At 53.3% G+C, this 25714-nt stretch carries 21 protein-coding genes; 9 read left to right on the top strand and 12 right to left on the bottom strand.

Annotated features, from left to right (window positions below; translation table 11 throughout):
* Window positions 1-3: 3 nt before the first annotated feature.
* The 7 genes from JYB85_RS14650 to JYB85_RS14680 form a co-directional block, all read right to left on the bottom strand.
* A complete protein-coding gene (locus tag JYB85_RS14650; protein WP_228289633.1) occupies window positions 4-651 on the bottom strand; it encodes a flavin prenyltransferase UbiX in 648 nt (215 codons plus the stop codon).
* 27 nt (window positions 652-678) lie between these two features.
* Entirely contained in the window at window positions 679-2043 is a 1365-nt protein-coding gene (gene mpl, locus JYB85_RS14655) for a UDP-N-acetylmuramate:L-alanyl-gamma-D-glutamyl-meso-diaminopimelate ligase (RefSeq protein WP_207379874.1), read from the bottom strand.
* A 176-nt stretch (window positions 2044-2219) separates the two neighbouring features.
* A complete protein-coding gene (locus JYB85_RS14660) occupies window positions 2220-2810 on the bottom strand; it encodes a cytochrome b (RefSeq protein ID WP_207379875.1) in 591 nt (196 codons plus the stop codon).
* Window positions 2811-2873: 63 nt separating this feature from the next.
* The gene (locus JYB85_RS14665; protein WP_207379876.1) at window positions 2874-4928 is read right to left on the bottom strand and encodes an MtrB/PioB family decaheme-associated outer membrane protein; all 2055 of its coding nucleotides are present in this window, start codon (window positions 4926-4928) and stop codon (window positions 2874-2876) included.
* A 12-nt stretch (window positions 4929-4940) separates the two neighbouring features.
* The gene (locus JYB85_RS14670; protein ID WP_207379877.1) at window positions 4941-5858 is read right to left on the bottom strand and encodes a DmsE family decaheme c-type cytochrome; all 918 of its coding nucleotides are present in this window, start codon (window positions 5856-5858) and stop codon (window positions 4941-4943) included.
* A gap of 45 nt (window positions 5859-5903) precedes the next feature.
* Window positions 5904-6854 (bottom strand): ethylbenzene dehydrogenase-related protein, encoded by a 951-nt coding sequence (locus JYB85_RS14675; protein WP_207379878.1) that lies wholly within the window; start codon window positions 6852-6854, stop codon window positions 5904-5906.
* A gap of 11 nt (window positions 6855-6865) precedes the next feature.
* A complete protein-coding gene (locus JYB85_RS14680) occupies window positions 6866-8506 on the bottom strand; it encodes a methyl-accepting chemotaxis protein (protein WP_207379879.1) in 1641 nt (546 codons plus the stop codon).
* A 414-nt stretch (window positions 8507-8920) separates the two neighbouring features.
* Between JYB85_RS14680 and JYB85_RS14685 the strand changes: the two genes are divergently transcribed.
* From JYB85_RS14685 to JYB85_RS14695, 3 genes are read left to right on the top strand one after another with little or no spacing between them, the layout of a single operon-like run.
* Window positions 8921-10288 (top strand): Na+/H+ antiporter NhaC family protein, encoded by a 1368-nt coding sequence (locus tag JYB85_RS14685; protein ID WP_207379880.1) that lies wholly within the window; start codon window positions 8921-8923, stop codon window positions 10286-10288.
* 53 nt (window positions 10289-10341) lie between these two features.
* Window positions 10342-11031 (top strand): DUF998 domain-containing protein, encoded by a 690-nt coding sequence (locus tag JYB85_RS14690; RefSeq protein ID WP_207320690.1) that lies wholly within the window; start codon window positions 10342-10344, stop codon window positions 11029-11031.
* Window positions 11032-11057: 26 nt separating this feature from the next.
* The gene (locus tag JYB85_RS14695) at window positions 11058-11795 is read left to right on the top strand and encodes a pseudouridine synthase (protein WP_207379881.1); all 738 of its coding nucleotides are present in this window, start codon (window positions 11058-11060) and stop codon (window positions 11793-11795) included.
* A gap of 172 nt (window positions 11796-11967) precedes the next feature.
* Here JYB85_RS14695 and JYB85_RS14700 read toward each other — a convergent pair.
* A protein-coding gene (locus tag JYB85_RS14700) for an IS3 family transposase (protein ID WP_207379396.1) occupies window positions 11968-13043 on the bottom strand; the annotation gives its coding sequence in 2 pieces (ribosomal slippage) (window positions 11968-12794 and window positions 12794-13043; 1077 coding nt in all).
* Window positions 13044-13205: 162 nt separating this feature from the next.
* On the opposite strand from JYB85_RS14700, the gene JYB85_RS14705 reads away from it, so the two are divergent.
* The 3 genes from JYB85_RS14705 to JYB85_RS14715 all read left to right on the top strand — a co-directional run bounded on the left by JYB85_RS14705 (window position 13206) and on the right by JYB85_RS14715 (window position 18416).
* A complete protein-coding gene (locus JYB85_RS14705) occupies window positions 13206-13964 on the top strand; it encodes a fibronectin type III domain-containing protein (RefSeq protein ID WP_207379882.1) in 759 nt (252 codons plus the stop codon).
* Window positions 13965-14071: 107 nt separating this feature from the next.
* Window positions 14072-18130 carry an RHS repeat-associated core domain-containing protein gene (locus JYB85_RS14710; protein ID WP_207379883.1) on the top strand — a complete coding sequence of 1353 codons (4059 nt, stop codon included), beginning with the start codon at window positions 14072-14074 and terminating at the stop codon, window positions 18128-18130.
* Complete coding sequence (locus JYB85_RS14715; RefSeq protein ID WP_207379884.1) at window positions 18123-18416, top strand: hypothetical protein; 294 nt, start codon at window positions 18123-18125, stop codon at window positions 18414-18416. Before JYB85_RS14710 ends, JYB85_RS14715 begins: the two co-directional genes overlap by 8 nt.
* Before the next feature lie 181 nt (window positions 18417-18597).
* Here JYB85_RS14715 and JYB85_RS14720 read toward each other — a convergent pair whose 3' ends face one another.
* Window positions 18598-19293, bottom strand: coding sequence for a transposase (locus JYB85_RS14720; protein WP_207379885.1), 696 nt, complete (start codon window positions 19291-19293; stop codon window positions 18598-18600).
* A 134-nt stretch (window positions 19294-19427) separates the two neighbouring features.
* Between JYB85_RS14720 and JYB85_RS14725 the strand changes: the two genes are divergently transcribed.
* Both JYB85_RS14725 and JYB85_RS14730 read left to right on the top strand, forming a co-directional pair.
* Window positions 19428-19823, top strand: a complete 396-nt coding sequence (locus JYB85_RS14725) for a pseudouridine synthase family protein (RefSeq protein WP_407695861.1) — start codon at window positions 19428-19430, stop codon at window positions 19821-19823.
* Window positions 19824-20450: 627 nt separating this feature from the next.
* On the top strand, window positions 20451-20915 hold the full coding sequence (locus tag JYB85_RS14730; RefSeq protein ID WP_207379886.1) for a DUF1842 domain-containing protein: 465 nt from the start codon (window positions 20451-20453) through the stop codon (window positions 20913-20915).
* An 80-nt stretch (window positions 20916-20995) separates the two neighbouring features.
* On the opposite strand, the gene JYB85_RS14735 is transcribed toward JYB85_RS14730, so the two are convergent.
* A complete protein-coding gene (locus tag JYB85_RS14735) occupies window positions 20996-23152 on the bottom strand; it encodes a S46 family peptidase (protein WP_207379887.1) in 2157 nt (718 codons plus the stop codon).
* A 118-nt stretch (window positions 23153-23270) separates the two neighbouring features.
* Window positions 23271-24446 (bottom strand): aromatic amino acid transport family protein, encoded by a 1176-nt coding sequence (locus tag JYB85_RS14740; protein WP_207382096.1) that lies wholly within the window; start codon window positions 24444-24446, stop codon window positions 23271-23273.
* A 386-nt stretch (window positions 24447-24832) separates the two neighbouring features.
* On the opposite strand from JYB85_RS14740, the gene JYB85_RS14745 reads away from it, so the two are divergent.
* The gene (locus JYB85_RS14745) at window positions 24833-25390 is read left to right on the top strand and encodes a TMEM165/GDT1 family protein (RefSeq protein ID WP_207379888.1); all 558 of its coding nucleotides are present in this window, start codon (window positions 24833-24835) and stop codon (window positions 25388-25390) included.
* A gap of 55 nt (window positions 25391-25445) precedes the next feature.
* On the opposite strand, the gene JYB85_RS14750 is transcribed toward JYB85_RS14745, so the two are convergent.
* Entirely contained in the window at window positions 25446-25688 is a 243-nt protein-coding gene (locus tag JYB85_RS14750; RefSeq protein WP_207320694.1) for a YgjV family protein, read from the bottom strand.
* Between the last annotated feature and the right edge of the window lie 26 nt (window positions 25689-25714).

Consider the following 25714-nt stretch of genomic DNA (forward strand, 5'->3'; position numbering starts at 1 on the left):
CTCTCAATTATCAGATACCTGCGGGCTGGCAAGCTTGCCATAGCCCCAACGCCCCAGGAGTTGCTGGTCTATGCCCAGGTGGTCCAGTATGCGGGCGACCATGAAGTCTACCAGATCTGCCACCGATTGGGGATTGTGATAAAAGCCCGGTGCCGCCGGCATTATGGTGGCCCCCATGCGCGTCAATGACAGCATGTGCTCCAGATGAATGGCATTGAAGGGGGTTTCCCTTGGCACCAGGATCAGCTGACCGCGCTCCTTGAGCACCACGTCCGCCGCCCGCTCCAGCAGGTTATTGCTCATACCGGTGGCCACGGCCGCCAGGGTGCCGGTGGAACAGGGGCAAATCACCATCTGCTTCGGCGCCGCCGAGCCCGAGGCCGGGGGTGAAAACCATTCTTCCTTGCCAAGCAGACGCAACTCACCTGCATCTGTGCCCAGCAGGCTGCGCAGCTGGGCCTCGGCCTTGTTGCTGTCGCTGCTGAGCTTGAGTCCCTCTTCGGTGGCCAGCACCACCCGGGCGGCGCTGGACACCATAAGGAACACAGTGTATTCGGCATTGAGCAGGCATTGCAGTAACCTCAGGCCGTAGGGGGCGCCCGAGGCACCGGTCCAGGCCAGGCTGATACTTTTGGGGTTGGCTGTGATCACTGTGTGTCCCTGTAATTAAGTCCCGATTCAGGCCCTGTGTTTGAGCGCGTCCAGCAGCTTGCCGTGAATACCGCCAAAACCACCGTTGCTCATCACCACTATGCTGTCACCGGCTTGGCTGGACGCCACCACCCCGGCAACCAGGGTATCAATATCATAGTCCACCTGCACCGGCAGCGGTGCCTGGGCCATGGCAGCGGCCAGATCCCAGCCGATATTGTCGGCCTGGTACAGGAAGGCCAGGTCCGCCAGCGCCATGGAGCCCGCCAGGGTGTCCTTGTGCACCCCGCGCTTCATGGTATTGGAGCGCGGCTCCAGTACCACAATGATCCTGCCCTCGCCCACGGCGGCCCGCAGCCCCTGCAAGGTAGTGGCAATGGCGGTGGGATGATGGGCAAAGTCATCAAACACCCTGACCCCACCAGCCTCACCCAGCAGCTCAAGGCGCCTTTTCGGCGGCGCAAATTTGGCCAGTGCCTCGATGGCGGCGGCAGGTGCCACGCCCACATGGCGGGCGGCGGCTATGGCCATGGCGGCGTTTTCCATGTTGTGCTTGCCGAGCAGGCTCCAATCGAGCACGCCCTGCACTTCGCCCTGGAACAACACCTCAAACCTGTGGCTGTCGTCGCTCAGGGCACGCACCTGCCAGTCGGCGCCATTCCCATGGCTGAAGGCTTCCTGCTCGCTCCAGAGCCCCTGGACCAGCACCTGCTTAACCGCCTCGCTGTCCTTGGGCCAGATAACCTTGCCGCTGGCGGGCACGGTACGGATCAGGTGATTGAACTGACGCTGGATATCGGCGAGGGAATCGAAGATGTCGGCATGATCGAATTCCAGGTTGTTGATAACCAAAGTGCGCGGCTGGTAGTGGACAAACTTGGAGCGCTTGTCGAAGAAGGCGCTGTCGTATTCATCGGCCTCAACCACGAAGAAAGGCGAGTTGCCGAGCCTCGCCGAAACCCCGAAATTCTGTGGTACGCCGCCGATAAGGAAGCCCGGCTCATAGCCGCAATCTTCCAATATCCAGGCCAGCATGCTTGAGGTGGAGGTTTTGCCGTGGGTGCCGGACACGGCCAACACCCAGCGACCGGGCAAAATATGATCCCGCAAAAACTGCGGGCCCGAGGTATAGGCCAGGCCCTTGTCCAGCACGGCCTCGACACAGGGATTACCTCGGCTCATGGCATTGCCTATGACCACCAGATCCGGCGCCGGATCCAATTGAGAAGGGTCAAAACCGCTGATAAGGGCAATCCCCTGCTGCTCCAGCTGGGTGCTCATGGGCGGATAAACATTGGCATCGGACCCTGTCACCTTGTGTCCCATTGCCCTGGCGAGCAGCGCCAGGCCGCCCATGAAAGTGCCGCAAATGCCAAGAATATGTACGTGCATAGACCCCATTCCGGGCGCTTGACCAAGCCTGAGCGCCTCATCCAGAAAAATAATCAGCGGCTATTGTACCCAGATGCTCCCAAGGTGGCGAGCACGGGCTTTAGGCGGATAAGAAGCATTAAAAAAGCCGCTCACAGACGGCTTTTTCGGATGAAAGATCATTTGAGCGCTTTGGTTTATTTGAGCGCTTTGGGTGGCATATCCAATGTGGTATCGGATTCGGCGGACTGAGCCAGCTCGCCGGCATCGTTTTCCTCGAAGAAGTGCACCAGCACCCCGAGAATATGCAGACCAAACACAAAGTAGATCAGATCTACCGCCCACAGGTGGGCTTCCTTGGCGTAGTAGGCCAGATCTTCGCTAAAGGGAGTATCAGTGCCGTTCCACCAAAGCACACCGAACAATTCCAGCGGCTTGCCATCGGCCAGCACCAGGGCCAGACCTGTCAGCGGCATGGCAATCATCAGAAAATACAAGGTCAGGTGGTTCAGCCTTGCCAGCACAAGTTGATACTTGTGACGGTAATGGGTTTGCACCGGACGCTTGTCCATGATGTAGAGCCACAGAGACCGCAGCAACAGGAACAGAATAAACCAGCCACCAAACTTCTGGTGGTACAAGGTCGCCTCCGCACGCTGGCTGGAGTTACTGGCGAAATCCAGCATGATGGGCATGGAAAACAGCAGAATGATAAAATACACCGCACAAATCCAGTGCAACAGCCTGGCTATCTTGTAGCCATAGTCATGGATAAGATTGGATATCATGTTTGATTCTCCTAAGCAGGATCTCCCCCAGGGTAGTCGGGAGCCCGCAGGCTCCCGTTATCCTCAGAAGAACTTCTTGTAACTCAGCGAGACTGTGTCCACCGAATCGGCCAGGGCCAGGTTGCTGAAGGCACCGACCACATCGTCGAGCTGGAAGTATTGCTCGTCGTTGTTATCGTAGGTCATGTGCTCGTAACCCAATCTGACTTCGGCGGTGGGATCGAGACGATAAATCAGGGTCACGGTCGCCCACACTTCACGGCTGTCTACCAGGCCATAGTCTTTCTCTGTGCCGGCGTCATCACCGGTCAGGATCCGCGAATCCAGATCCTGGTTGATATCGGTGTAATTGACATCGGCTTCGAGGGCCAAACTGTCCTCAACCAGCTCCCATTTGGCATTCAGACCGTAGACATTGGCGGCATCGGCGAAGAATACCCGCCAGGTGCCATTGCGCTCGCCATATTGGTCCTCATCATACTCATTTCGACCCGCGTAAACTGTGATCTGGCTCTGAGCTGTAGGCATATAAGCAAAATCCAAACTATAGCTCTTGGTCTTGCTGTTCTGGACGCCGAAGTTATCCGGCTCACCGTAACTCAGGTCCTTGTAGTCACCCATCAAACCGATGGAAAACTCGGCGCTGGGGTTATACCTGAGGTTCAGTTGCAGCCTGTCGGTCTGGACATCGCCCTTGTGACGCTGACGCAGCAGCGGATTGATGGGCTGGCCGAACACGCTCTTTTCGGGGGCAATGTATTCATTGGCCTCCCTGTCTTCACGGCTGACCTTAAGCTCGGCATCCACGCTGGTGACCGGACTCAGGTTAACCCTGAGCCACAACTTGTCGGTGTCGCTTTCCTTGGCCACAGAACTGGTGCGCTCGAAGGCCTTGGTCTGGGCGCCGGCGCTGAGTTTCACCAGTTGATTGATGCGCCAGTAACCGTCAATGGCATACTCACGCTCGCTCCAGGACAGCGGCATACTGCTGTAGGTGCCCCTTGGCGAGGTGCCATCAATCATGGAATAGGTGATTTCCAGTGGCGCGGTGCGGTTGTCCCTGTCGGTGTCGCGCATCAGCAGGTTAACGCCCACGGCCGAAGAGAATCTGTGGTTCAGATAGAACTTGAGATCCCGGTAATCCACCTCGCCGTTGAGGCTGTCGACGGGCTGTTCAATGTCGGCATTGATTGAGGCAGCCAGGAATTGGGCATTCTGGCGTGCCTTACCCTTGGCTGCGTAAAGCTGTATGCGGGTTTTATCGCCCAGGTTATACAGCAGATCCGCATTAACCTGGTGGAACTGGTTATCCGGATCCACCCCGAGGCGCGACGCGATAGACTTGCCCTTGCTCAGTACCGTGATGTCCTGGAAGTCGAAGTTGTTTTCATAACCCGAATACAGGTAGCCCACGGAGAACTGGTAGTGACTGCCCAGGTACTGCAGCTTGGTGGTCAGTTCAGTGGTCAGACTGTCGATGGCTTCAGCCAGAAACACGGGGCCGCCGTAGGCGCCGCGGGTACGGGAACCGTCTTTGTCTGTCTGACTGTAGCTCAGTGCCAGATTCCAATGCTCCAGGAAGTCCCAGTTCAGGCCCAGTTCCAGGTTTTGCCGGCTCAGGGCCGAATCCACATCGCCCATATCACTGCCGGGCGCGCCCAGATTGGTGGTGCCCCAGGCGGCGTGATACAAACTCTGGGCACCGTTCATAAACAGTTCGCGGTAATAGTTTTCCTGATAATCCAGGTTTACCTTGTAGCTGCCAATGGAGCCGAAGGCCAGCTGCAACTGCTGCGCATCCGTGCCCAGATCCCGCAGGTCCATCTCGTAAAAACGGGCCTTTTCTTCATCCTTGGTATCCAGGGAGAAGATGTGGCCGTTGAGTATGGCACTCAGACCTTTTTCGGATTCGCCGTTGAACTGGCCATAGCGCAGCGAGTCATCAAAGATGTACTTGGTGCCTATATCAATCCAGTTGGTGAATTCCACCAGACGGGTAGTTTCATAGGGAATATCATAAAAATCAGAATCTTCTTCGTCATCGGCGGCACTGGCACATAAAGGCAGGGCACCGTAGAGAGCGAGCAGGATCCAGGAAGCCAGTTTGGATGTTTTCATAATAATCGCTCCTTATCTGTGCCGCTTGATGCCGGATGGATGGTTGGAACCATGGACCGACGAGTGACAGTTCACACAGCCCTTCTGGTCAAACTTGGAGTCCCCGGGCAGGTTGAGTGCGGAGTCGTGACCGCCCTTCTGCATGTGGCAGCTCTGACACAGGTAAGGTGAACGCACCTTCAACAGACGCATATTGTTGGAACCGTGGGCCAAATGGCAGTTGAGGCAGTTTTCGGTCACCGGCTCATGCTCCCACAGGAAGGGGCCGCGTTTCTCGGCATGACAGCTGTAGCAGGTCTCGTTGACGGTAAAGCCGGTCAACAGCGACGGGCCATTGCTGCCGTGCACCTGGTGACAATCGCTACAGGTCACCAGGCCTTCCTTCATCGGATGGTGGCTGGCGCGGTTGCTGTCGATACGCTCATTGGTATGGCAGCTGTAGCACTTCTCGGCCTGGAGCTTTTTATCCAGCATGGGGTCATTTTGGGTGTGCAGCTCGTGGCAGCTGGTGCAGCTGACATCGGCCTGTTCGTGGGCACTGCCCTGCCACTGGGCTACATGCCCCTGTTTCTGGTGACAATTGAGACAGGCTTCTTCGCGGTCTTTAACCGGCGACAGCCCTAGGCTGGTGTTGAAGTTGATGGCGGGCGCGGGACGCACCTCGTCATCCTGCAGGTTGGCACCGTGACCGGCGCTGGGGCCATGGCAGGATTCACAGCCGCGGTTATCCTTGGCAAAAGGCGAATCTTTATCGGCTATCACCGCATGGACTGTGTGCTGAATTGCCATAATCGGCTTTTGGGCATCCACGTCGTGACACTTCATACAACCCTTGGTCCCCCGCGGATCGTATTGGGGGCCATCGTCGGCTATTGCTGGTTGCGCAAGCAGCAACCAGCCGACTGCGGCCAGCAGGCTCAGTTTTTTCATCATCACTCCACCCTATGGTTTTTTTATTGTGTTTACGTTCCTAACTCATTGCTTTACTGCGTTAATCGTTCCATCGCCGCCCAGGGTCAGCGAATATTCGAAGCTGACAATGTGGAAGCGGCCATTGGAGGACTGGTCATGGAGGGCCAGGCCTATGTTGTATTGCTTGCCGGGTGCCAGCGCCTTGTGATTGGCATCTGCCGCCAATGGCCGGCTGAAGTCCACCACCCAGTCGGCGCCGCCATCGGTCACCTGGGCAGTCACCAAGGGGCTGTCGTTGGTTTGGCGATCCTTGAGAATGATGCCGTCTATGACGCTCACATCGGCGGCACTGTTAAACCTGGCTTGCCAGTATTCGAGGAAATAACCCTTGGCCATCAGTCCGGCCAGGTCCCCATCGGCGACAAAATCTGTGCCGCCACCGATACGCTTCTGGATTGCAGTGCGACTGCCTTCCAGATACTTAGTGATTTCACGACCTGCCGCTTCCGGCATGGCTGTGCTGTCCTGGTGACACACGGCCCAGCAACCGCCCTGGGCAAACTCGGGCACACCGCCGTCATCGAGCATCACGGTCAGTTTCTGCTGGTACTTGCTGTCCATGACCTTGCCGCCGCCGGAGGTCTTGGGCACCTGCACCCTCAGGTAGAAATTGCCGCCATCAAAGGCAGCCTGCACCCTGGCGTTGACGAAGGGAGTGCGGCCCGGGAAGGGATCTGTGTCTGTCTTGCCGCCCACCTGGTTGGGACCGAATTTCTTCTCATCCCCGGTATGGCACTCAAGGCAGTGCATGCCGCGTTTTTCAAAGCGGGCAGCACCGTCGTGGGCCTTCTTGTCGTACATCCATTCCATGCCAGTCTGGCCGGTGTAAAACATAGGAACTTCTTTCACCGGGGCCGCAGTCCAATCCAGGGCCAGTGCCGGTGCAGATGCCAGCAACAGTGGGGAGCACAGGCCTATGAGTGACAGTGACAATGAACCGAATTTGTTATTCATCTTGTGTGTTCCTAGAGTTTGAATTGTTTGATCATTTGGTTCAGTTCCAGCACCAGGGCCAACAACTGCTCTGTTTGCTGCTGATTCGACTTGGAATGACTGGCGGTCTCTTCAGAGATACTCTTGATTTCCAGCACGTTGTGATTGATGTCCTGGGTCACCCGGTTCTGCTCATCGGAGGCAACGGCCATCTGATGGTTGAGCTCGTTGATCCCGGCAATCTTGTCGGCTATCTCCCGCAGAGAATCCACCGCCCGCTGCACTTGATTGATGCCGTTTTCGGCGGTTTGTTTGGCGGGTTCAACAAATTTCACCGCGGCATCGGCTTCTTTCTGCAGCGATGCGATCATGTCTTCGATTTCCCGCGCGGAATCATGGGTCTTCTTCGACAGGGCCCGCACCTCATCGGCCACCACGGCAAAACCGCGGCCATGTTCGCCGGCACGGGCGGCCTCAATGGCGGCGTTGAGTGCCAGCAGGTTGGTCTGCTCGGCAATGCTCTTGATCACCCCAAGCACGCTGCCGACATCGCTGGTCTTGTCATTGAGCTTGGTGATCATCATGGCGGCATTTTCCACCTCATGGGCGAGGGAGCTGATGGCCTGAATCGAGTCTTCGGCCACCTTGATGCCTTCCAGACTGAGGGCATTGGCTTCGTCGGACATCTTGGCGGCATGGGCGGCGTTGGCACTGACTTCGAGGGAGGATTGCTCCATTTCGGCTATGGCAGTGGCCACCTGCTCGGTGGAGGACGTCTGATACTCTATGGCCTCCACCGTTTGCTTGGATTGCTGATTGATACGACCCACGGCCTCGTTGACCTCTTCGGTAGCCTCGGACACCTGCTCCATGCTGCCGTGGATAAATTCCATCATGCGGTTGAACACCCGTCCCACCTTGCCAAACTCGTCCCGGGAATCCACTTCCACCCGGGATACCAGATCGCTGTCTTTTTCGATGCGCACTATGCTGTTCATCAGGTTGTTGAGCGGGCCTGTCACCACGGTGCGGATCAGCACGGCAAAAAGACCGAAACCGGCCAGAAACAACAGCAACTGGATGGCGGTGGATTTCAATATGTTCTGGAAAATCTGCTCATCCAGCGCCTTGAGCGAGTAGTCGATGCGCACAGTCCCCACCAGGGTACCGTCATCGACCTTATGACAGCCCAGACAATCTGTGCCCCGGTAGTCCGCGAGAGCATAGAAGGGGTTGATAATGGTCAGTACCTGGCCATCTTCACCTTCCCAAATCTGTTCCAGGGTCTGGCCGGAACCTTCCAGTGACTGGCGTTCCAGCTCATCCTTGGGTTTCTGTTCGGCAGGTCCGGGAGCAAACTCTCCGTCATTCATGGTGTTCATAATCGGATGGCGGATCATGCGCACATCCAGCACCCCTTCCTGAGCCATGACCTTTTGCTTCACCAGATCCCTGTCTTCCATTTCATCGTTGATCATCATCAGATTCATCATATCGATGTAGAAGTAGCTCATGGTGTCAACACGCTGCCGGGCCATGTCGTAGGACATGCTTTTCTCTGAGTGGTAAACGGTGGCAATGGTGGCAACAGTGATAAACAGAAACACAATAGACAGGGACGCAAACACCTTGCCGGTGACTGAGCCGATCATGTTACGAAAGAGTCTTGCCATAGCGTGTTCCTTAAAAAACTGGTCGATGGAGCCGCTCCCACAGAAGTTGCAGCACTTTCTAGCAGAGAAGAAAAAGTCCTTTATTGATGTAGGACAATTTATTTAACAAACGCTTAAGCATAGCCGTGGTTTTGTCGAATAAAAAACAATGACATAAGCGCTTTTCGGGAAATTTCTTGTTTTTATTCAAGGCTGTGATCGGGCGCACACTGCATACGGTATGCACCTTCGCTCCCTCCCGGTGACGCTGCAGCCGATGCGACAAAAATACAACACGTCCAAAACAGACGTTTAACCATCTAGACGTCTAAATTGACAGAAGGCTGGTTATCCCATATTCTTTCGCCTAAGTTGAGGGCTAACCAGCCGTACTTAATAAGCATTCTCCCGGAAAAACAGACCTTTGTAGGTCAGATGCCGGGACTCACGAGAGAATTCAGATTGAACCAAGCGACTAACGCTGCGGCCAGCCAACGCTCGCCCGCTTCCTTTGTGGCCCTGTTGCCACTGTTTTTATTTCTGGCCCTGTTTATCGGTGCCGGACTCTATTTCCAACACCAGGGGGTGGAATTCGCCTTCTACCAACTGCCCAGCGTGGTGGCCATATTGCCGGCCATTATTCTGGCGCTGGCCCTGTCAAAGCAAAGGCTGAACCGGGCCATAGATACCTTTATGGAGGGTATTGGCCACAGCAACATCATAGCCATGTGCCTGATTTACCTGCTGGCCGGCGCCTTTGCCGCCGTAGCCAAGGCCACTGGCGGTGTGGATGCCACGGTTAACCTGGGGCTGTCGCTGATCCCCTCCAATTTGCTGCTGCCGGGTTTCTTTGTGATTGCGGCCTTTATTTCCACCGCCATGGGCACCTCCATGGGCACCATAGCCGCCGTGGCGCCCATAGCACTTGGGGTATCCGATCAGGCCCAGATAGATCATGGGCTGATGGCCGGTGCCGTATTGTCCGGTGCCCTGTTCGGTGACAATCTGTCGATCATTTCCGATACCACCATAGCCGCAACCCGCACCCAGGGCTGTGACATGAAAGACAAATTCCGTGAAAACCTGATGTTTGCGGCTCCGGCAGCCCTGATCACCCTGGTGGTATTCATTTTTGCAGGCCAGGGAGAGGCCCAACTGAGCGCCGGCCAGCCGGATTTACTCAAGGTGCTGCCCTATCTCACCATTCTGGTGTTGGCGGTGGCCGGTCTAAACGTGTTTGTGGTGCTCACCCTCGGCATAGTGCTGGCGGGTTTGACCGGACTGGTGGGCGATGGCTATGGACTGGTGCAGTTCGGCCAGGACATTTACACAGGTTTTGGCAATATGCAGGAGATCTTCATCCTCTCCATGCTGGTGGGCGGTCTTGCGGCACTGATGCAACAGCAAGGTGGTCTGGCGTTTGTCAGCCGCGGCATTGAAGCCCTTATCCGACGCTTTTCCAGTGCCCGTGGCGAGGCATCCTGCCGCGCCGCCGAACTGGGCATGGCCGGAATAGTGTCCCTGACCAATACCTGCGTGGCCAACAACACTGTCTCCATTGTGGTCAGCGGTGAAATTGCCCACGAGCTGGCCCGCAAGCACGGCGTCAGCCCCAAGCGTGCCGCCAGTATATTGGACATTTTTTCCTGTATCGTTCAGGGGCTTATTCCTTACGGTGCCCAAGCGCTGTTGTTGGCGACAACCTTTGCCATCAGCCCGCTGGAAGCTGTATCCTATGCTTGGTATTGCCTGATCCTCGCGGTGGTAGCCGTGACCATAGTGGTACTGCGCAAGCGCCACTGAGTCACACGTGGGGACAGCTGAACAATTTAACCCCGCATACAGGGCTGAGCGTCATGGCAGACGAAGAAAGAACCGGCTACGGCCAGTACGATCCCCATAGATTGGTGTTTCATATGTCCATCGGTGGGGTGAGCATTTGTGCCCTGGGCATGTTTATTGCCCTGTTCGGGGTGTTCCAGCAGCAGGGCTGGGAGACACTGAATCTGCGGGTCGATCGTCTCGGCGACTATCTCAGCTCGCCCATGGCCTACGTCTACAATATCAGCCTGCTTTTTGCCGGCGTCAGCTTTATCACTGCCATGCTGGGACTCTATAACCTGCGCTATAACGAGTTCAGTCGCTACCTGGCCATAGTGGGTGCCTGCGCCGGCTTGGGGATCATGCTTATCGGCATCTATCCCTATAACGATGCCATGCCGCACCGCCTGGTGTCCCTCTTCTTTGTCCTTTCCAGTCTGGCGATGTTTGTGTTGCTGATCCTGACCCGGATAAACCACAAGCATTTGTGCAACCTGCCGCTGTTCTATGTGGCCATTGTGGGCCTGTTGGCCACCCTGACCCTGCTGGCGCAAATCGATCCGGCCACCTTTGATTACCGCCCCTGTCCGGTTGGGCAGAACCCCTGCTTCCTGGCCCTGAGCCTGTGGCTGCACACCGCCATGACTATGCTGGCAGGATTGGGCCTGGCGCTGGTGGCCCGGCATCTGGTGCATATGGCCATAACGGCCCGCGAATCCCAATAACCTCTGCGACCTCAATCGATAACCAGATGCGACTCGCCAAGTTTCTCGCCCATGCCGGCGTCGCCTCAAGACGTCAGGCCTGCCGCCTGATAGAGGCCGGCAGGGTGACCCTGGATGGACGGCCAGCCAAGCACACCGACGAAGTGCCTGTAGTGAATGATCAGACAGGCGAAATGCCTGTAAATGATCAATCCGGCTTAGTCGTGTGTGTCGATGGCAAGCCGGTGTTCCTGCCCAGCCATCACAGCTATTGGCTGTATCACAAGCCCCTTGGTATTGACTGTCGTCTGCGGCCCGAAGATCCCGCCAGTTTGCTGCACCTGTTACCCACCGGCGCCAGGGTCTATCCCGCAGGACGGCTGGACAAAGACTCCCGCGGCTTGCTGCTGCTCAGCGACGATGGCGAGCTGACCCAATGTCTGATGCATCCGGATTTCCATCACCCCAAACACTATGAAGTGGAGTTGGCCCGGCCAATGGATGCCATTTTTGTTACCGCCATGGCAGCGGGTATGGATTATGGCGAAGGCCAGGTGCGTCAGTGCCGTGTAAGGGCCCTTAGCCAGACCCGCTTCGAAATAGTGCTAACCCAGGGTAAGAAGCGACAAATTCGCCGCATGTGTCGCCATCTCGGTAACAGGGTGGTTGATCTGTGCCGCACCCGTTTGCTGAACCTGACATTAGCAGAGCTGCCCGAGGGCCAATTCAGGCCTCTGACGGATGCCGAGGTTGATGACCTTAAAAGGGGCTTGGATCTCAGATAGTGGTCAAAGATGCACGTGGCTCATAACCCAGGTTCGAACGAGGACAGGCAGTGCCAGTTTTAGCTTTTGGAGAATAGAGGAACCTTTGCATTGAAACACACCCAGCCACAGATCACATAATATTAGACCTTTCCCCGAGATTAGTACCAATCCCTTGATGAGATTTTCCAGCTTATGCTGCCTGCTTGGCATACTCAACAGGCGGCGTGTAGTTCAATGAACTATGTGGGCGAACATGGTTATAGTGTTCACGCCATAGCTCGATTTCATATCTGGCTTCGTCCAAGGTTCTGAACCAGTGCTGGTTCAGACATTCGTTCCGGAATTTGCCATTCAGGCTTTCCACAAAGGCATTTTGCGTCGGCTTTCCTGGCTGGATAAAGGCCAGTGTGACGCCCGTTTCCTTACTCCAGAAGAACATTGCCTTGCTGGTAAATTCTGTCCCATTGTCGCAAGTAACCTTGTTTGGCGTGCCTCGCTCTTCCATCAACTGGTCCAAGAATCTGGCGACCTGCCTGCCACTGATGGCTACAGAGACTAATTGACCGACCATTTCCCGCGAATAATCATCCATGACATTCAGTACCCGAAAGCGCCGACCATTGCTGAGTTGGTCTGACACAAAGTCCATAGACCAACGTTGATTCGGTGCTGTCGGCACCTCCATCGGCTGCCTTGGCCGGGTTAGCTTCTTGCGCTTCTTCGTTCTGACCTGCAAGCCTTCCTCCGTGTAGAGCCGATAGGTTCGTTTGCGGTTTTTGACCCAGCCTTCGCCTCTGAGCAAACCATGCAGCATTAAATACCCATAGCGAGGATATTGCGTCGCCAGCGCCTTCAGCCGCTGTCTGAGCCCATTGTCAGCCTTTGTCCTGGGCTGATAGCGAAACGCGGTCCGGCTCAACCCAGCCAGCTTGCAGGCCACACGCTCACTGAGACTGAAACCTTCAATCAAGTGCTGGGCAACAGGCTTTTTTGCCGCTGGCGTTACCACTTTTTTGACAGCACATCCTTCATGGCTTCGACTTCCAGCATCTTGTCGGCCAGCATCTTTTTGAGCTTGTTGTTCTCGGCCTCCAACTCCCTCAGCCGCTTCGCTTCATTCACTTCGAGCCCGGCATACTTGCTGCGCCAGTTATAGAAAGTGCCCGTAGAAATGCCCATTTCACGGCAAATGTCATCGACCTTTGCCCCTGCCTCATGCTGTTTGATGGCCTTAATGATTTGTTCTTCGGTGTAGCGTTTCTTCATGTTGAGATCTCCATTGGCTCCAGTGTATTGGAAATCTCATCAATGTCATGGTCTTAAAGTTGGGGGAGAGGTCATATTTACCCATTGCTAACAAATAAGATTCATGATAAAAACTGCGCAAATTTAATTAATGGATTGATTTAAAAATTTAGGAAATCAAGGATGAACAAATTAAAGATCGTTGCCGTGGGTATATTATTGCTCACTAATTTTAAAAGTTTTGCTATTGGTACACCCGCTCCTTCTATCCCTTCTCTTAGCGGAACCAAACCAGAAAGTACAGTGACTTTAAAATGGAGTCCTGAATGTACAGCAAGCACCTTGACTTATACAATCCAAGAATCCTTAAATGACGCGTTCTGGAATACTGTTTACACCGGCCCCGGTGATAGTGGCATGGAAACATCTTTGGTCGGCCCTTTGTCACCATCAGGGGAAAATCATCCCGCTTCGAATAACAAGAAACCATCCAAATCCACCCCTTCATTAATTGATTGCACAACTGATTATCTCCCCAAAAGCTTGACCCTCTCCAGCCGTAACAATCGGATATATTACTATCGTATAAAAGCCTGCTCCAGTTCAGCATGCAGTGCTTACAGCTCATCCTTAATAGTGGCGTCGCCACCATATGCACCACAGATATCCAGCAACTACCAAGCCGGGCAGGCTGGATATACCATTAATTGGACCCCTGTATCCGGTGACATAGTTACTTCCTATCAATTCCAAGAGAATCCATTTGGCAGAGGTTGGAGTGCAACAACTGGTCTTGGCTTGACTACCTCAAAAGCTTATCAATCCATGTTACCCGGAACTTATTATCACAGAGTCAGAGCGTGCAATGATTCAGGATGCGGTCTTTGGAGTAATTCTACTTCAGTTATTATTCCATCACCTATAGAACAGTGTTCTATATGAAATTGATGGTAATTTAATATTAGTTATTTCGCATCTGTTGTTTTCATAAAAATGAAAACGAAAGGATTTTTAGTTTTCTTACGCTGCAGAACGTTGGAAGTGATTTTATGTTGAATATGCAAAATAGTTTGAAACTTGTTGGTATGTGTATATTGTTTTCTTATAGTGATCTTGCTTTGGCGGATCTAGTTTGTTACCGCACGGTCGTTGCAGCTGATGGTACTGCGTGGCCCGTTCGCACAACTTGTGACCGCACTAGCCAGACTGCAGGTTCAGAGTTAACCACAAGTCTAGGGTCATCGGAGAGTCGAGAGGGCTCGAATGATTCTAGCAATCAGGATCAACAAGAGGGCGAAGGTGATTCAGGCTGTTCTAAAACCGCCGGCAATCCCATAGTGATTGCGTCTGGAAATAAAATTCAGCCGGAAATTGACTTTGTGTCAGGCTCCGCATTCCCATTAACCATCGAAAAAAATTACAACCATTTTGCTGCCAGAACCGGGGTATTCGGCAAAATGTGGCTCAGCAGCTTTGATTATAAATTGCTCTACACTGACAGAGACACTTGCCTCATTGATGGGGAAGGGATGCCTTCTATCGGTTGTGATGAGAGATTTCCATCAACACCGAATGCTGAAGATATACTGACAGTATTAAAACCCGACGGTGCCAAAAGGGTGTTTGAACCCAGTGAGACCCCTTATGTGTGGCATGATAATGATTTCGGCAATGGTGCCACCATTACCTATGCCAACGGCATGTTTACCCTACATGAAGTAGATGGCATGGTGGAGGTGTACAACGGTGATGGTCAGGTGCTTAGCCGCACCAGCCCAGCCGGATACTCGCACGCTTTCAGCTACAATAATGGTCTGTTAACTTCTGTCACTGCTTCGACCGGTGAGAGTCTGACACTTTCATACACTGGGGGGCTTGTTACCCAGATTACCGATAGTGAAGGGCATAGCTATCTATATGCGTACACCAACGGAAAACTCTCCAAGCAAACGATGCCGAATGGCAGTTATAAGGAGTTTTTCTATACCGATGCCAATTGGCCCGATGCCTTAACGATGATTAAGGTGAATGGAGCAATCTATGCGCGATTTACCTATAGCCCAAGCAGCGGCAAGGCGACGTCCAGCGGACACGGTGCTCTCGGCAATATAGAAGAATACAGTTTTGCTTATACCACTAATAAAACCACAGTCACCAATCCCCTGGGGCAGGTCACGGACTACAACTACACCATAATAAACAATAAAAAGCGGATAGTGTCCGTTAGTCGCCAGGGTGGGCAATTCTGCGGTGCAGCCAACCAAAGCTATACCTATGACAACCTGGGATTGCAGGACAAGGTCACCGATTGGGATGGCAAGGTCACGGACTATGACTACAACAACAAAGGACAACTGCTCTCAATAACCCAAGCCTACGGCACATCTGATGCGGTCACTACCAGCTATACCTGGAACACAAGCTTCGGGCATCTGCCGGACAGCATAGAAACACCTTACCTGCTGACCGAATTTACCTACGATGATAAGCAACATGTAACCCAGATAAAGAAAACCAATCTGACGAGCTATGGTGTTCCGGGAGAAGTGCGGATTACCGACATAGACTACACCTTCCACCCTAACGGCCGCGTGGCAAGCATGACCATTGATGGGCCGCGAACCGATGTCGATGATGTCTCTGTTACTTATTACAATGACAAAGGCTTGATGACCAGCATGGTAGATGCCATTGGAAACACCCGTACTTTTAACAGCTATGACGGCAACGGCAATCTCACTTCAGAAACGGCCCCTAATGGCTTGGTGACAACATACACTTACGACGTCAATAACCGACTGCAAAGCGTCAAGCAAGGCACTCGTGTGGCCAGGACCTTTACCTACAATGCCCTGGGGCAATTGGACAAGGTCACCAATCCCGACGGCTCCTATCTGGACCAGGCATTCGATGAAGGCTTCCGGGCCACCAGCGCGGTGGACAACAGTGGCGCCATAATATCTACCGGCTTTGACGCCATGAGCAACCCAACCTCCACCAGTTTCAAGCTGGGCGCTACGACACATTTTAGTGCCAACGTTTATTATGATGAGCTGGGCCGGGTGCGATTTAAAGAAGGGAAAAACGGTCAGTCCGAAACCATCACATACTTCGATGATGGCAACATCAAAGATATCACCGATGCCAAGCTGAATGTCACCAGCTTCACCTATGACAATCATGGCCGCCTGGCGACCAGTACCGATGCCAACAATACCGTCACGACCTATGGTTACAATGACCAAGGCTTGGTGACCAGCGTCACCGACGCCAACAACCATGTGACCAGCTACCAGTACGATGGCTTTGGCCAACTGACCAAGCTGACCTCTCCGGATACCGGTGTAACCACCTTCAAGTATGACCCGGCCGGGAATTTGGTGGAGAAGACCGATGCCAAAGGGATTATCTATCGCTACGCATATGATGCGCTCAATCGGCCAACTGTCACGGTGGCCGGCAATGAGATGCAGGCCTATGAGTATGACGGCAATGGTGACGCCGGCATGCTCACCCGCCAAGCTGACAGCAGTGGTTGCGCAAGCTATGACTACAACACCTATGGTGAACTGATTAGAAAGACCAACAGCATCCAAGGACAGAACCTGATCACCCAGTACATCCCCGACGGCTATGGCCGCCTGAAGGACGTCATCTACCCCAGTGGCAACAAGGTGACCTATGGCTACAACAACATAGGCAAGGTCAGCAGTGTTACCGCAGTAATTGGCGGGGTGAGTAAAACCGTGCTGTCCGGGGTAAGCTATAAGCCCTTTGGCCCGGCAAGCAGTTGGACCTATGGTAACGGCCTGGTACAGACCGACACCTACGACCAGGACTATCGCCTAACTGATAGGGACATTGCCGGTAAGCAGGACCTGCATTTCGGTTACGATTTAGCCAACAACATCACGGCAATTAACAATGCCTATAACAGCGGCTACAGCCAGACGTTCGACTACGACAATGTTTATCGCCTGTCGTCCATCAGCAGCACCGCGGATAACCAGACGCTCAGTTACGATGATGTGGGCAATCGCCTGACCCATAGTGAAAACGGCTTGAACTATAGCTACAGCTACAAAAGTGGCAGCAACAAGCTGGATAAGGTAACCCGCATTGGCCAAACCAAAACGCTGCTGACCGACAGCAACGGCAATATCACTTCCGACAACGTGCGGGGCAACACCTATAGCTACAATGGCTTGAACCGAATGGCATCGCTGGTGAAGGGCGGAGTCACCACCAGTTATGGTTACAATGCCATGAACCAGCGGATGTTTAAGAAGACCGGTAGCAGCACCGAGCGTTATGTCTATGACCCATCGGGGTTGTTGCTGGCAGAGCCAAACAGTGCCAGGGAGTACATTTACTTCAACGGTATGCCGGTAGCCTATGTCAAGAGCAATGTGCTGTACTTTGTGCACAGTGACCAACTCGGCAGACCTGAGCTAATCACCGATGCCGCCAAGGCGGTGGTGTGGCGTGCCAATTTGAAGGCATTTGACCGCACAGTGCAAACTACCAGCATAGGTGACTTTAACCTCGGCTTCCCAGGGCAGTACTATGACACCGAGTCGGGCCTGTGGTACAACTGGAACCGTTACTACGATGCGGCGCTGGGCAGGTATATTCAGAGTGACCCGATTGGTCTGGCTGGTGGGATGAATACCTATGCTTACGTAGGGGGGAATCCAGTGATAGGAATTGATTTTACCGGCTTGTGTGACTGTGGAGAAATTGCCAAAAACCAAACACCAGATGGTGGGGAATGGGATAAACGACGTGTTAATAATGGAGCTAGCGAGGTGTTCAGATTTGGACGTTGGAATCCCACCTATAGAACACCTAGTAATTTTATTTCTGACTACGCGGAGAATACTTTTGTAGCTACATCTGGAGCAGCACTTTATACTTACTTAAAAACAGGGGCAGCAGAGATTTCATTAGGGGCGGTAGCGTTTGGAACTTTTTTAGGTATGGGGCACGCAGGAGTTACAGATTTTAAAAACTGGCAAGCTAACATATATACTCCAGAAGAACAAAAGGTTATAAACTCCTACAATTCAACTTTAGTGAATTGCCTGAAAGGAGGTAGGGGTGAATAAACATATAAAAATGACCAAGTCAAGATGGAACGCTATTAGAAAAAAAGGTCTACCCTACTATCTTTTTTTCACTGGATTTTGCCAGTTAGGAGTGATTGGTGGAGGGATATTTTTTGCTTTGCTATACTTAAAAAGCATTAACTATCAACTTGTAAAATTCAGCTTCAAGTTCTTTGTAAATAATTACTTGATGTATTTTCCTATTGCTATATTTTTCGGAATTATAATTGCGTTCTTAGCATGGTCAAAATACGAAGATAAATTTGGCCCTAGTGATAACGAGTAAAGAGCAGGGTACATATGATCACCTCAATAAGTGGAAACCTTAATCTGAGGTGATCAACTCGACATATAAATCTCAATATTTAATCAGCGATGTACTAGATTGTCTGGAGGCGCGCTTAACCCTAACATGATTAGAGGTGCGCCAAATCTCCGCGCAAAGGGGTCGGAGTGAATTAAAAAACTCATTCGTTTTTACCAGGCCAAAGGTCGCCCGGTTTGAGATGACCAAGTTTTCGATTGAGCGCGGCTTCAATGTCGGATTTAAAGCGTTCATTGCCCATTGGATAATTGTGGTTAAGGCAGTCGCGAAGGATATGCAGTTGTTCGCCGGAAATGTCGCAGTTAAACAGTTCGCGATAGGCATGTTGGCGCTCGGTATGGGTATTGCCCAGGGATAGGTAAGTTGGGTGGGGAGTCAGGCAGCGAATGGCTTTGCCTGCGCCATTAGCTTGATAACTAGACCAACGGTATTCGGATGGGTGATCCACCATCCCGGCACGCACTGGATTGAGTTCGATATAGCGCTGACAAATCAGCAGGTACTCTTCACTGTTGATGGGACTGGCCTTATGCCGACCTTCCCAAAGTGTTCCGGTACGTCGGTAAAGGCCATTAATAGCGCGGACATAGTTGCAGCCAACGCTTTGCATAACCTTTGAAATGCCTTGAGAATCGCTGGGCGTCATCAATAAATGTACGTGATTGGTCATCAGTACAAAGGCGTGTAGCTGGACGTGAAATGTTTGCAGGGCATCGGTTAGTGCATTGATGTAGATGCCAAAGTCGCTTGGTGAAAAGAAGCAGGCGGTGCGGTTATTACCGCGCTGGACAATATGGTATGGGATATCGAGTAGGTAAAAGCGGGGTTTTCTAGGCATGGTCCTTCCTTGGGCATTGGCTAGGTTGAAAAAGTGTAGCACCTGATTGGGTGTAATTAACTCCGACCCCTTTATCCCGACCCCTTTATCCCAGGGTCTATCCCGCAGGACGGCTGGACAAAGACTCCCGCGGCTTGCTGCTGCTCAGCGACGATGGCGAGCTGACCCAGCGTCTGATGCACCCGGATTTTCATCACCCCAAACACTATGAGGTGGAATTGGCCCGGCCAATGGATGCCGATTTTGTCACCGTCATGGCAGCAGGTATGGACTATGGTGAAGGCCAGGTGCGACAGTGCCAGGTGCGGGCCCTGAGCCCGACCCGCTTCGAGATAGTGTTGACTCAGGGTAAGAAGCGGCAAATTCGCCGCATGTGTCGCCATTTGGGCAACAGGGTGGTGGATCTGTGCCGTACCCGTTTAATGCACCTGATACTGGCGGACTTGCCGGAGGGAAAATATCGGCCCTTGACCAATGCCGAAATAAGCGAACTTAAAGCCTCGCTGGCACAACTCCCAGAATTAAAATAGCCACTGCAGCCATATAAACACCAGCATCGAGACCAACATAATCATTCAAAAGTCAATTAAAATTTTCGCTTTAGCTTTTGAGAGCAATATTAATTAAGGTGCGATATAACATAAAAACCAATAATAAACATAAAACAAAAAGACGTTTAAATTACTGTCGTGCAATTTATTTTTAATTAGCAGCCAACAGCCATTATTTTCATGCGTTTTGTGAAACCACCCGAAACACAATCCTGCCCCGTTCTCTACCTCAAAACTCACCCATAGTTACCATAGATTAACGCAAGGCTGAGCCATTCCAGCGCTAAAGTTGCAACCATGTCCGCACAGACCCCGCTAGGTTAATACTTAAAGATTAATTACTAATCAACCAGACTAAATAGCTAAATTAAAACACCACTTTGGAATGATAAAGCAACAAAGATATTGAATTTTAACCGGATTAAATGATGGAAATAAAAGTTTCACATATTTTTATTGTGGTCTTTCTGGCAGCAGCAAAATAAGCAACTAGAGTTTAGCGACGTGGCCTTGAGGGCCACGCCGAGCCAATATCCCGATGATGTAGGAACAGGGACTTAGGTTCAAGGTATTCCCGTCAAAACGTGTTAAATAAGGATATTTGAAATGACCGAACAAACCAAAGTAGCTCACAATGCCAAAGCCGGCCTCTTCCTGCTGAACCTGCAATCCGAATCCGGTCTTATGGGCGCCCCAATCCTGCATCTGCAACTGGGCATCGACGCCCCCCATGCCAAGGCAACCGGCATGGCCCAGGTTACCCAGGCGCTGGCAAATCCCGTGGTGTGCACTTCCCATGTGTCCGGCGATGTGATCTATGAAACAGTTATGGGTCCGGGCTCCAAGATCCGTATCGATCTTTGCGGCTACCCCATAGTGAATTGGCCCAAGGAAGGCGGTATTGGCCCTGTCATCCCCAAAAACTTCAGCGCCATAGTGCTGCTGGATCAGAACTGGGAAAAAGGCGAAGTCCACTACCAGTACCAAAGTAATACCGGTGGCTGGGTGAAAGAAATCCAGAAGATCCACGAAGTGGAAAACTCGCTGCGCCTGGTGTCAGAAGCCAGTTAAGCCACAGGTTCGTATTGACCAACAAAGCAAAAAAAGCGCCGCCCATTGAGGCGGCGCTTTTTAATTCAGGCAATAACAACTCAGCGGACTATGTCCATCTCGGCCAGCAGGTTGTCGGCCTGATCGAGATACTTCATCACCCACAGCATGTAGCGGCTGTCCACATGGATGGAACGGTTGATGTTATCGTCGTAGGCCCAATCGCCTATGATGCTCTCGTACACACCGTCAAACAGCAGGCCCACCAGCTCGGCACGACCGTTGAGAGTCGGTGAGCCCGAGTTACCGCCCGTGGTGTCCACTGTGGAGAGGAAGTTGACCGGTACCGAGTCCAGAGACTTCACGTAGAAATCACCGTATTGCTTGGCATTAATCAGCTCCAGCTCTTTCTTGGGAGCATCAAAGGGCTCAACACCCGTGTCTTTGGCTGTGATGCCCTCAAGACGGGTAAAGGGTACGGCGAACATACCATCCTTGGGCGAGTAGCCCTTGACGTTGCCATAGCTCACCCGCAGGCTGGAGTTGGCATCGGCATACACGGGCTTACCCAATTCCTTGTTGTAGGCAATGATGGCTTCCATATAAGCCGGACGCACCCTCAACAGTTCACCTTCCAGGCGTTTTTCTTCCTGTTCGCGGGCCATATTGCCGTCAAAGGTGGCGACCGCCAGTTGGATAAAGGGGTCTTTGCTGGTTTTGAAGTCGGCAACAGACTTGTCCATCCAGGCCAAACGCATGTCTTTGTCACCCAATTGAGTGGCGCCATACATCTTGTCCAATTGCTTGGCCAGTTTCTTCTCATCGAACTTCTTGTCGATGCCGAAGAATTTGTCGAGATCCGCCAGGTGCTGCTCCGCAGGCAGGGCGGCGTAGCGCTTCAGCATCTCAAACAGTATGGCCTTATCCACCGAGGGCGCATAACGACGCTCCATACGCTCCAGACCGGCCTTGAAGCGTTCCATGTCCCGCTCCTGATAACCCGGCTCGCGCTCCATGTCCGGCTTAGCTTTTTCGTGCGCCAGACGATACAACCGCTCGGCCGTGTCCTTGGCGTAGGAATAGCCCATGTAATAGAGCAACAGATCCCGGTCAAGGTGTTGATTGCTTTGCGCCACCAGCTGATCGAGGGTCGCCAGGGTTTTACCGTATTTGGCCTGGCGCTTGGCGTCGGCGGAAATCCAGCTATTCAGCTCGGCTTCACGGGCCTTTCTATCGTCCAGCATGCTGGACTTGCCATAGAACTCCAGCATGGAACCGAAATTTTTGGCGTAGTTGGCCAGGCCCGCCAGGGTACTCTCGTACTTGATACGCTCATCGCTGCCGGCGGCGGCCGTCTGTTTGATCAGACTGATGATGTCTTCCCGCAGCTGCTTGCTCTGGGGGTAGTTGCTTGCGAACTGGTTCGCCACTTCGGAGGCGCTGCGATAACGGTTGGTGCGGCCGGGGTATCCCGCCACCATCACGAAATCACCGTCCTGAACGCCCTTGGCCGACACCTTGAGGAAACTCTTGGGCTCAAAGGGTACGTTATCCTTGGAGAAATCGGCTGGTTTACCGTCCTTACCCACATAGGCGCGGTAGAAGGAATAGTCACCCGTGTGCCTTGGCCACATCCAGTTGTCCACATCACCGCCGTATTTACCAACCGAGGCGGCAGGGTTGTGCACCAGGCGCACGTCGCGGATTTCCATTTGCTTGACCAGGTAGTACTCCAGACCGCCATGGAAGCTGTAAACTTTACAGCTGTAGCCTTTTTCCTGCTCACATTCGGCCACCAGTGCTTTTTCCTTGGCCTCAACCCCCTTGTAGAAGGCCTCACCACTGAGCTTATCCAGGCCGTCATTGACCTTGGCGGTCACGTCAGTGATGGCTTCGGTCACATAAATGCGTGAACCGGGTGCCGCGGGTAGTTCCTCATCCAGGCTCTTGGCCAGGAAGCCATTCGCCAGCAGGTTATTGTCGGCAGTGGAGTTGTATTGGATAGAGCCGTAAGCACAGTGATGGTTGGTCACCACCAGGCCCTTGGGCGATACAAAGGATGCGGTGCAGCCACCCAGGCTAATCACGGCATTCATGGGGAATTCGGTCAGTTTGGAGATATTGTCGGCACTGATTTCCATGCCCTTGGCCTTAAGCACATCGGCGAGGGCCGGCAATTGATGGGGTTGCCACATGCCTTCGTCTGCCTGGGCACCGAAACTGGCAGCAATGGCGGCCGGGAGTAACCATTTTTTCATTGTCATCATTCCATGTTGTCTGTTGTCGTTTTATCGGCGCCCAAAAAACAGAAAGTCGGGCACAAGGGCCCGACTTTATCACAGGGATTTAACAGTTCACAGTGGTGGAAAATTGCTGTTACAAAGCAACCCAGAGCTGGGCGGCGATAATGGCCAAACCGGCCAGCCCTATGGCAACCAGTGCCTTCTGACCGCCACTGACCTGGTAACCGGCAGGATGGGTGCTGCGTTGCACCACAGCCATGGCGATGGGCAGGAAGATAATCATCACCACCAGCGGGATGGCGGCAAAACCCAACACGGCCACGAAGCCTTCGGGCACATAAAGGGCGCACAGCAGCGGCGGCACGAAGGTGATAAACCAGGTCTGCAAACGCCCCACCCAGCCGCCACGGGCACGGGTCAATTCCGCCAGGAAGTCAAACAGACTCATGGTCACCCCGAGGAAGGAAGTGATCAGCGCCAGATCGGCAAACAGGGAAATGCACTTGCTGACCATGGGCTGGGCGGCTATCTCCTGCAACGCACCGATAAGGCTTGGCAGGGAACCACCAAAGCCTTCGATGGCGCTGCCACCGACAGTGCCCAGGGTGACCAGGAGCCACAGCACATAGCACACCAGGGGGATACTGGAGCCGGTCAACAGCACCTTGCGCAGTTTGGTCACATCACCTTCCAGGTAACGCACCAGGGTCGCGATACAGACATGGAAACCAAAGGAGGTAAACACCACTGGGATGGCCGCCATCCAGGCGCTTCCGGATGCCTTTTGCACCGCGTCCGCGGCTATGGTGCCCATATCCACTTCCGGCAACAGAAAAACCACCACCAGCACCAACAGCAACACCATCAGGGAAAACAACAACCGCGACAGCTTATCAACCCAGGCCACGCCCAATGCCGCTACGGCACCCAGACCAAAGGTGAAAATAAGCACGGCGCTTTGATGATCCAGGCTGATGTCGAACATGGTCTTGGCCCGCAGGGCCAGCAGAGAAGAACCACCGGTGAGATAGGCCGCCGTCAGGGCAAACAACAGGCTGAGAAACGAAGCCCCCTGAATAAACTGTCCCTTCTTGCCCAGGGTTTTACCTGTGATGACATGCACATTGTCACCCACACCACTGCGCAGGTTAATTTCAAGCATCAGCAGCGAGGTATAGGCGGAGATGCTCCATACCAGCACCAAAAGGATCAGCGCCGGCACTACGCCGAGTGCCGCGGTGGCCAAAGGCAGGGCCAACATGCCGGCACCAATGGCGGTCCCGGCCACAATGGCTGTCGAGCCAAGCATTTTCAAATTCACAAAACAGTCCTGTCAAAAGTCGCATCAAGCGTGATTATTGTTATTGGTGTCAGTCCCTGCCCGGCGCGGTTATTGCCGGCAACTGCGGGGAAAATTGACTGTCATGGACATTAACAGAGCCACAAGCCGGCGGCAAGCAACCTCGGCCTGTTGTCTTCTCCCCGGCGGGCGCTATAATGGCGGCCTCGCTTTCGGGGGAGTAGCCAGCCCGGGACCAGTGTCCGGGAGTAAGCATCAACATACTTGGCCTCATGCCATGGTGCTTACGGTAGATCGCAGATTTATCCGGCAAGACCTGAGCACGGTAACCACCAACATAAAAGGGGTGGCGGTTTATCGTGCTTCACGGTTTTAGCCACCCCTTAAGGAATCCCATGTTTGAAGCTTTTTCCGCCTCATCCATCACAGTTGCCATCGCCGAGATAGGTGACAAAACTCAATTGCTGGCCCTGCTGCTGGCAGCCAGATTCAAAAACAAGACCGCCATTATCCTGGGGATACTGATTGCCACCCTGGCCAATCATTTTGCCGCCGCCTGGATAGGCCAATGGGCCAGCGGCCTTATCAGCCCCGAGCTGGCGCGCTACCTGGTGGCCGGCAGTTTCTTTGCCATAGCCCTCTGGGTACTGGTGCCGGACAAGGTGGATGCGGAGGACAGCCCTCTTTATAAATATGGCCCCTTCCTCGCAACCCTGGTGCTGTTTTTCCTGGCCGAAATAGGCGACAAGACCCAGGTCGCCACAGTGGTATTAGCCGCCCGATACGATGCCCTGGTGGCCGTGGTGCTTGGCACCACAGTGGGTATGCTGCTGGCCAACGTCCCCGTGGTTCTGGCCGGTCATTTAAGCGCCGAGCGCCTGCCGCTGACACTTATCCGCCGCGGCTGCGCCCTGCTGTTCGCTCTGCTGGGACTGGCCACCCTGCTGTGGTAATCCACCAATAAAAAAGCCCCGATACTGATCGGGGCTCACTGCGACAAATGGGCTTTCAGCTCTCTTCTATTACGGGTGCCTTGTACAGTTTCACCAGGTAGTAGGCATCAATCAGTACAATAAAGAAGTTCACCAGGGCCACGGGATAGGCGGCGATCGCCAGGCCATAGGCCACAAACAGCGCCGCGCCCAAAAGATTCCACCAGCGCAGCTTTTTAATATTGGCCATCATCAGGGAGATAGCCACCACCACAGAGGCCAGATAGCCGACCCATTCCCACACAGTTGCATTATCCATAGAGGATCTCCGCTGTTTTTTCCTAA

The organism is Shewanella sedimentimangrovi (assembly GCF_017354965.1).
Classification (GTDB): Bacteria; Pseudomonadota; Gammaproteobacteria; order Enterobacterales; family Shewanellaceae; genus Shewanella; species Shewanella cyperi.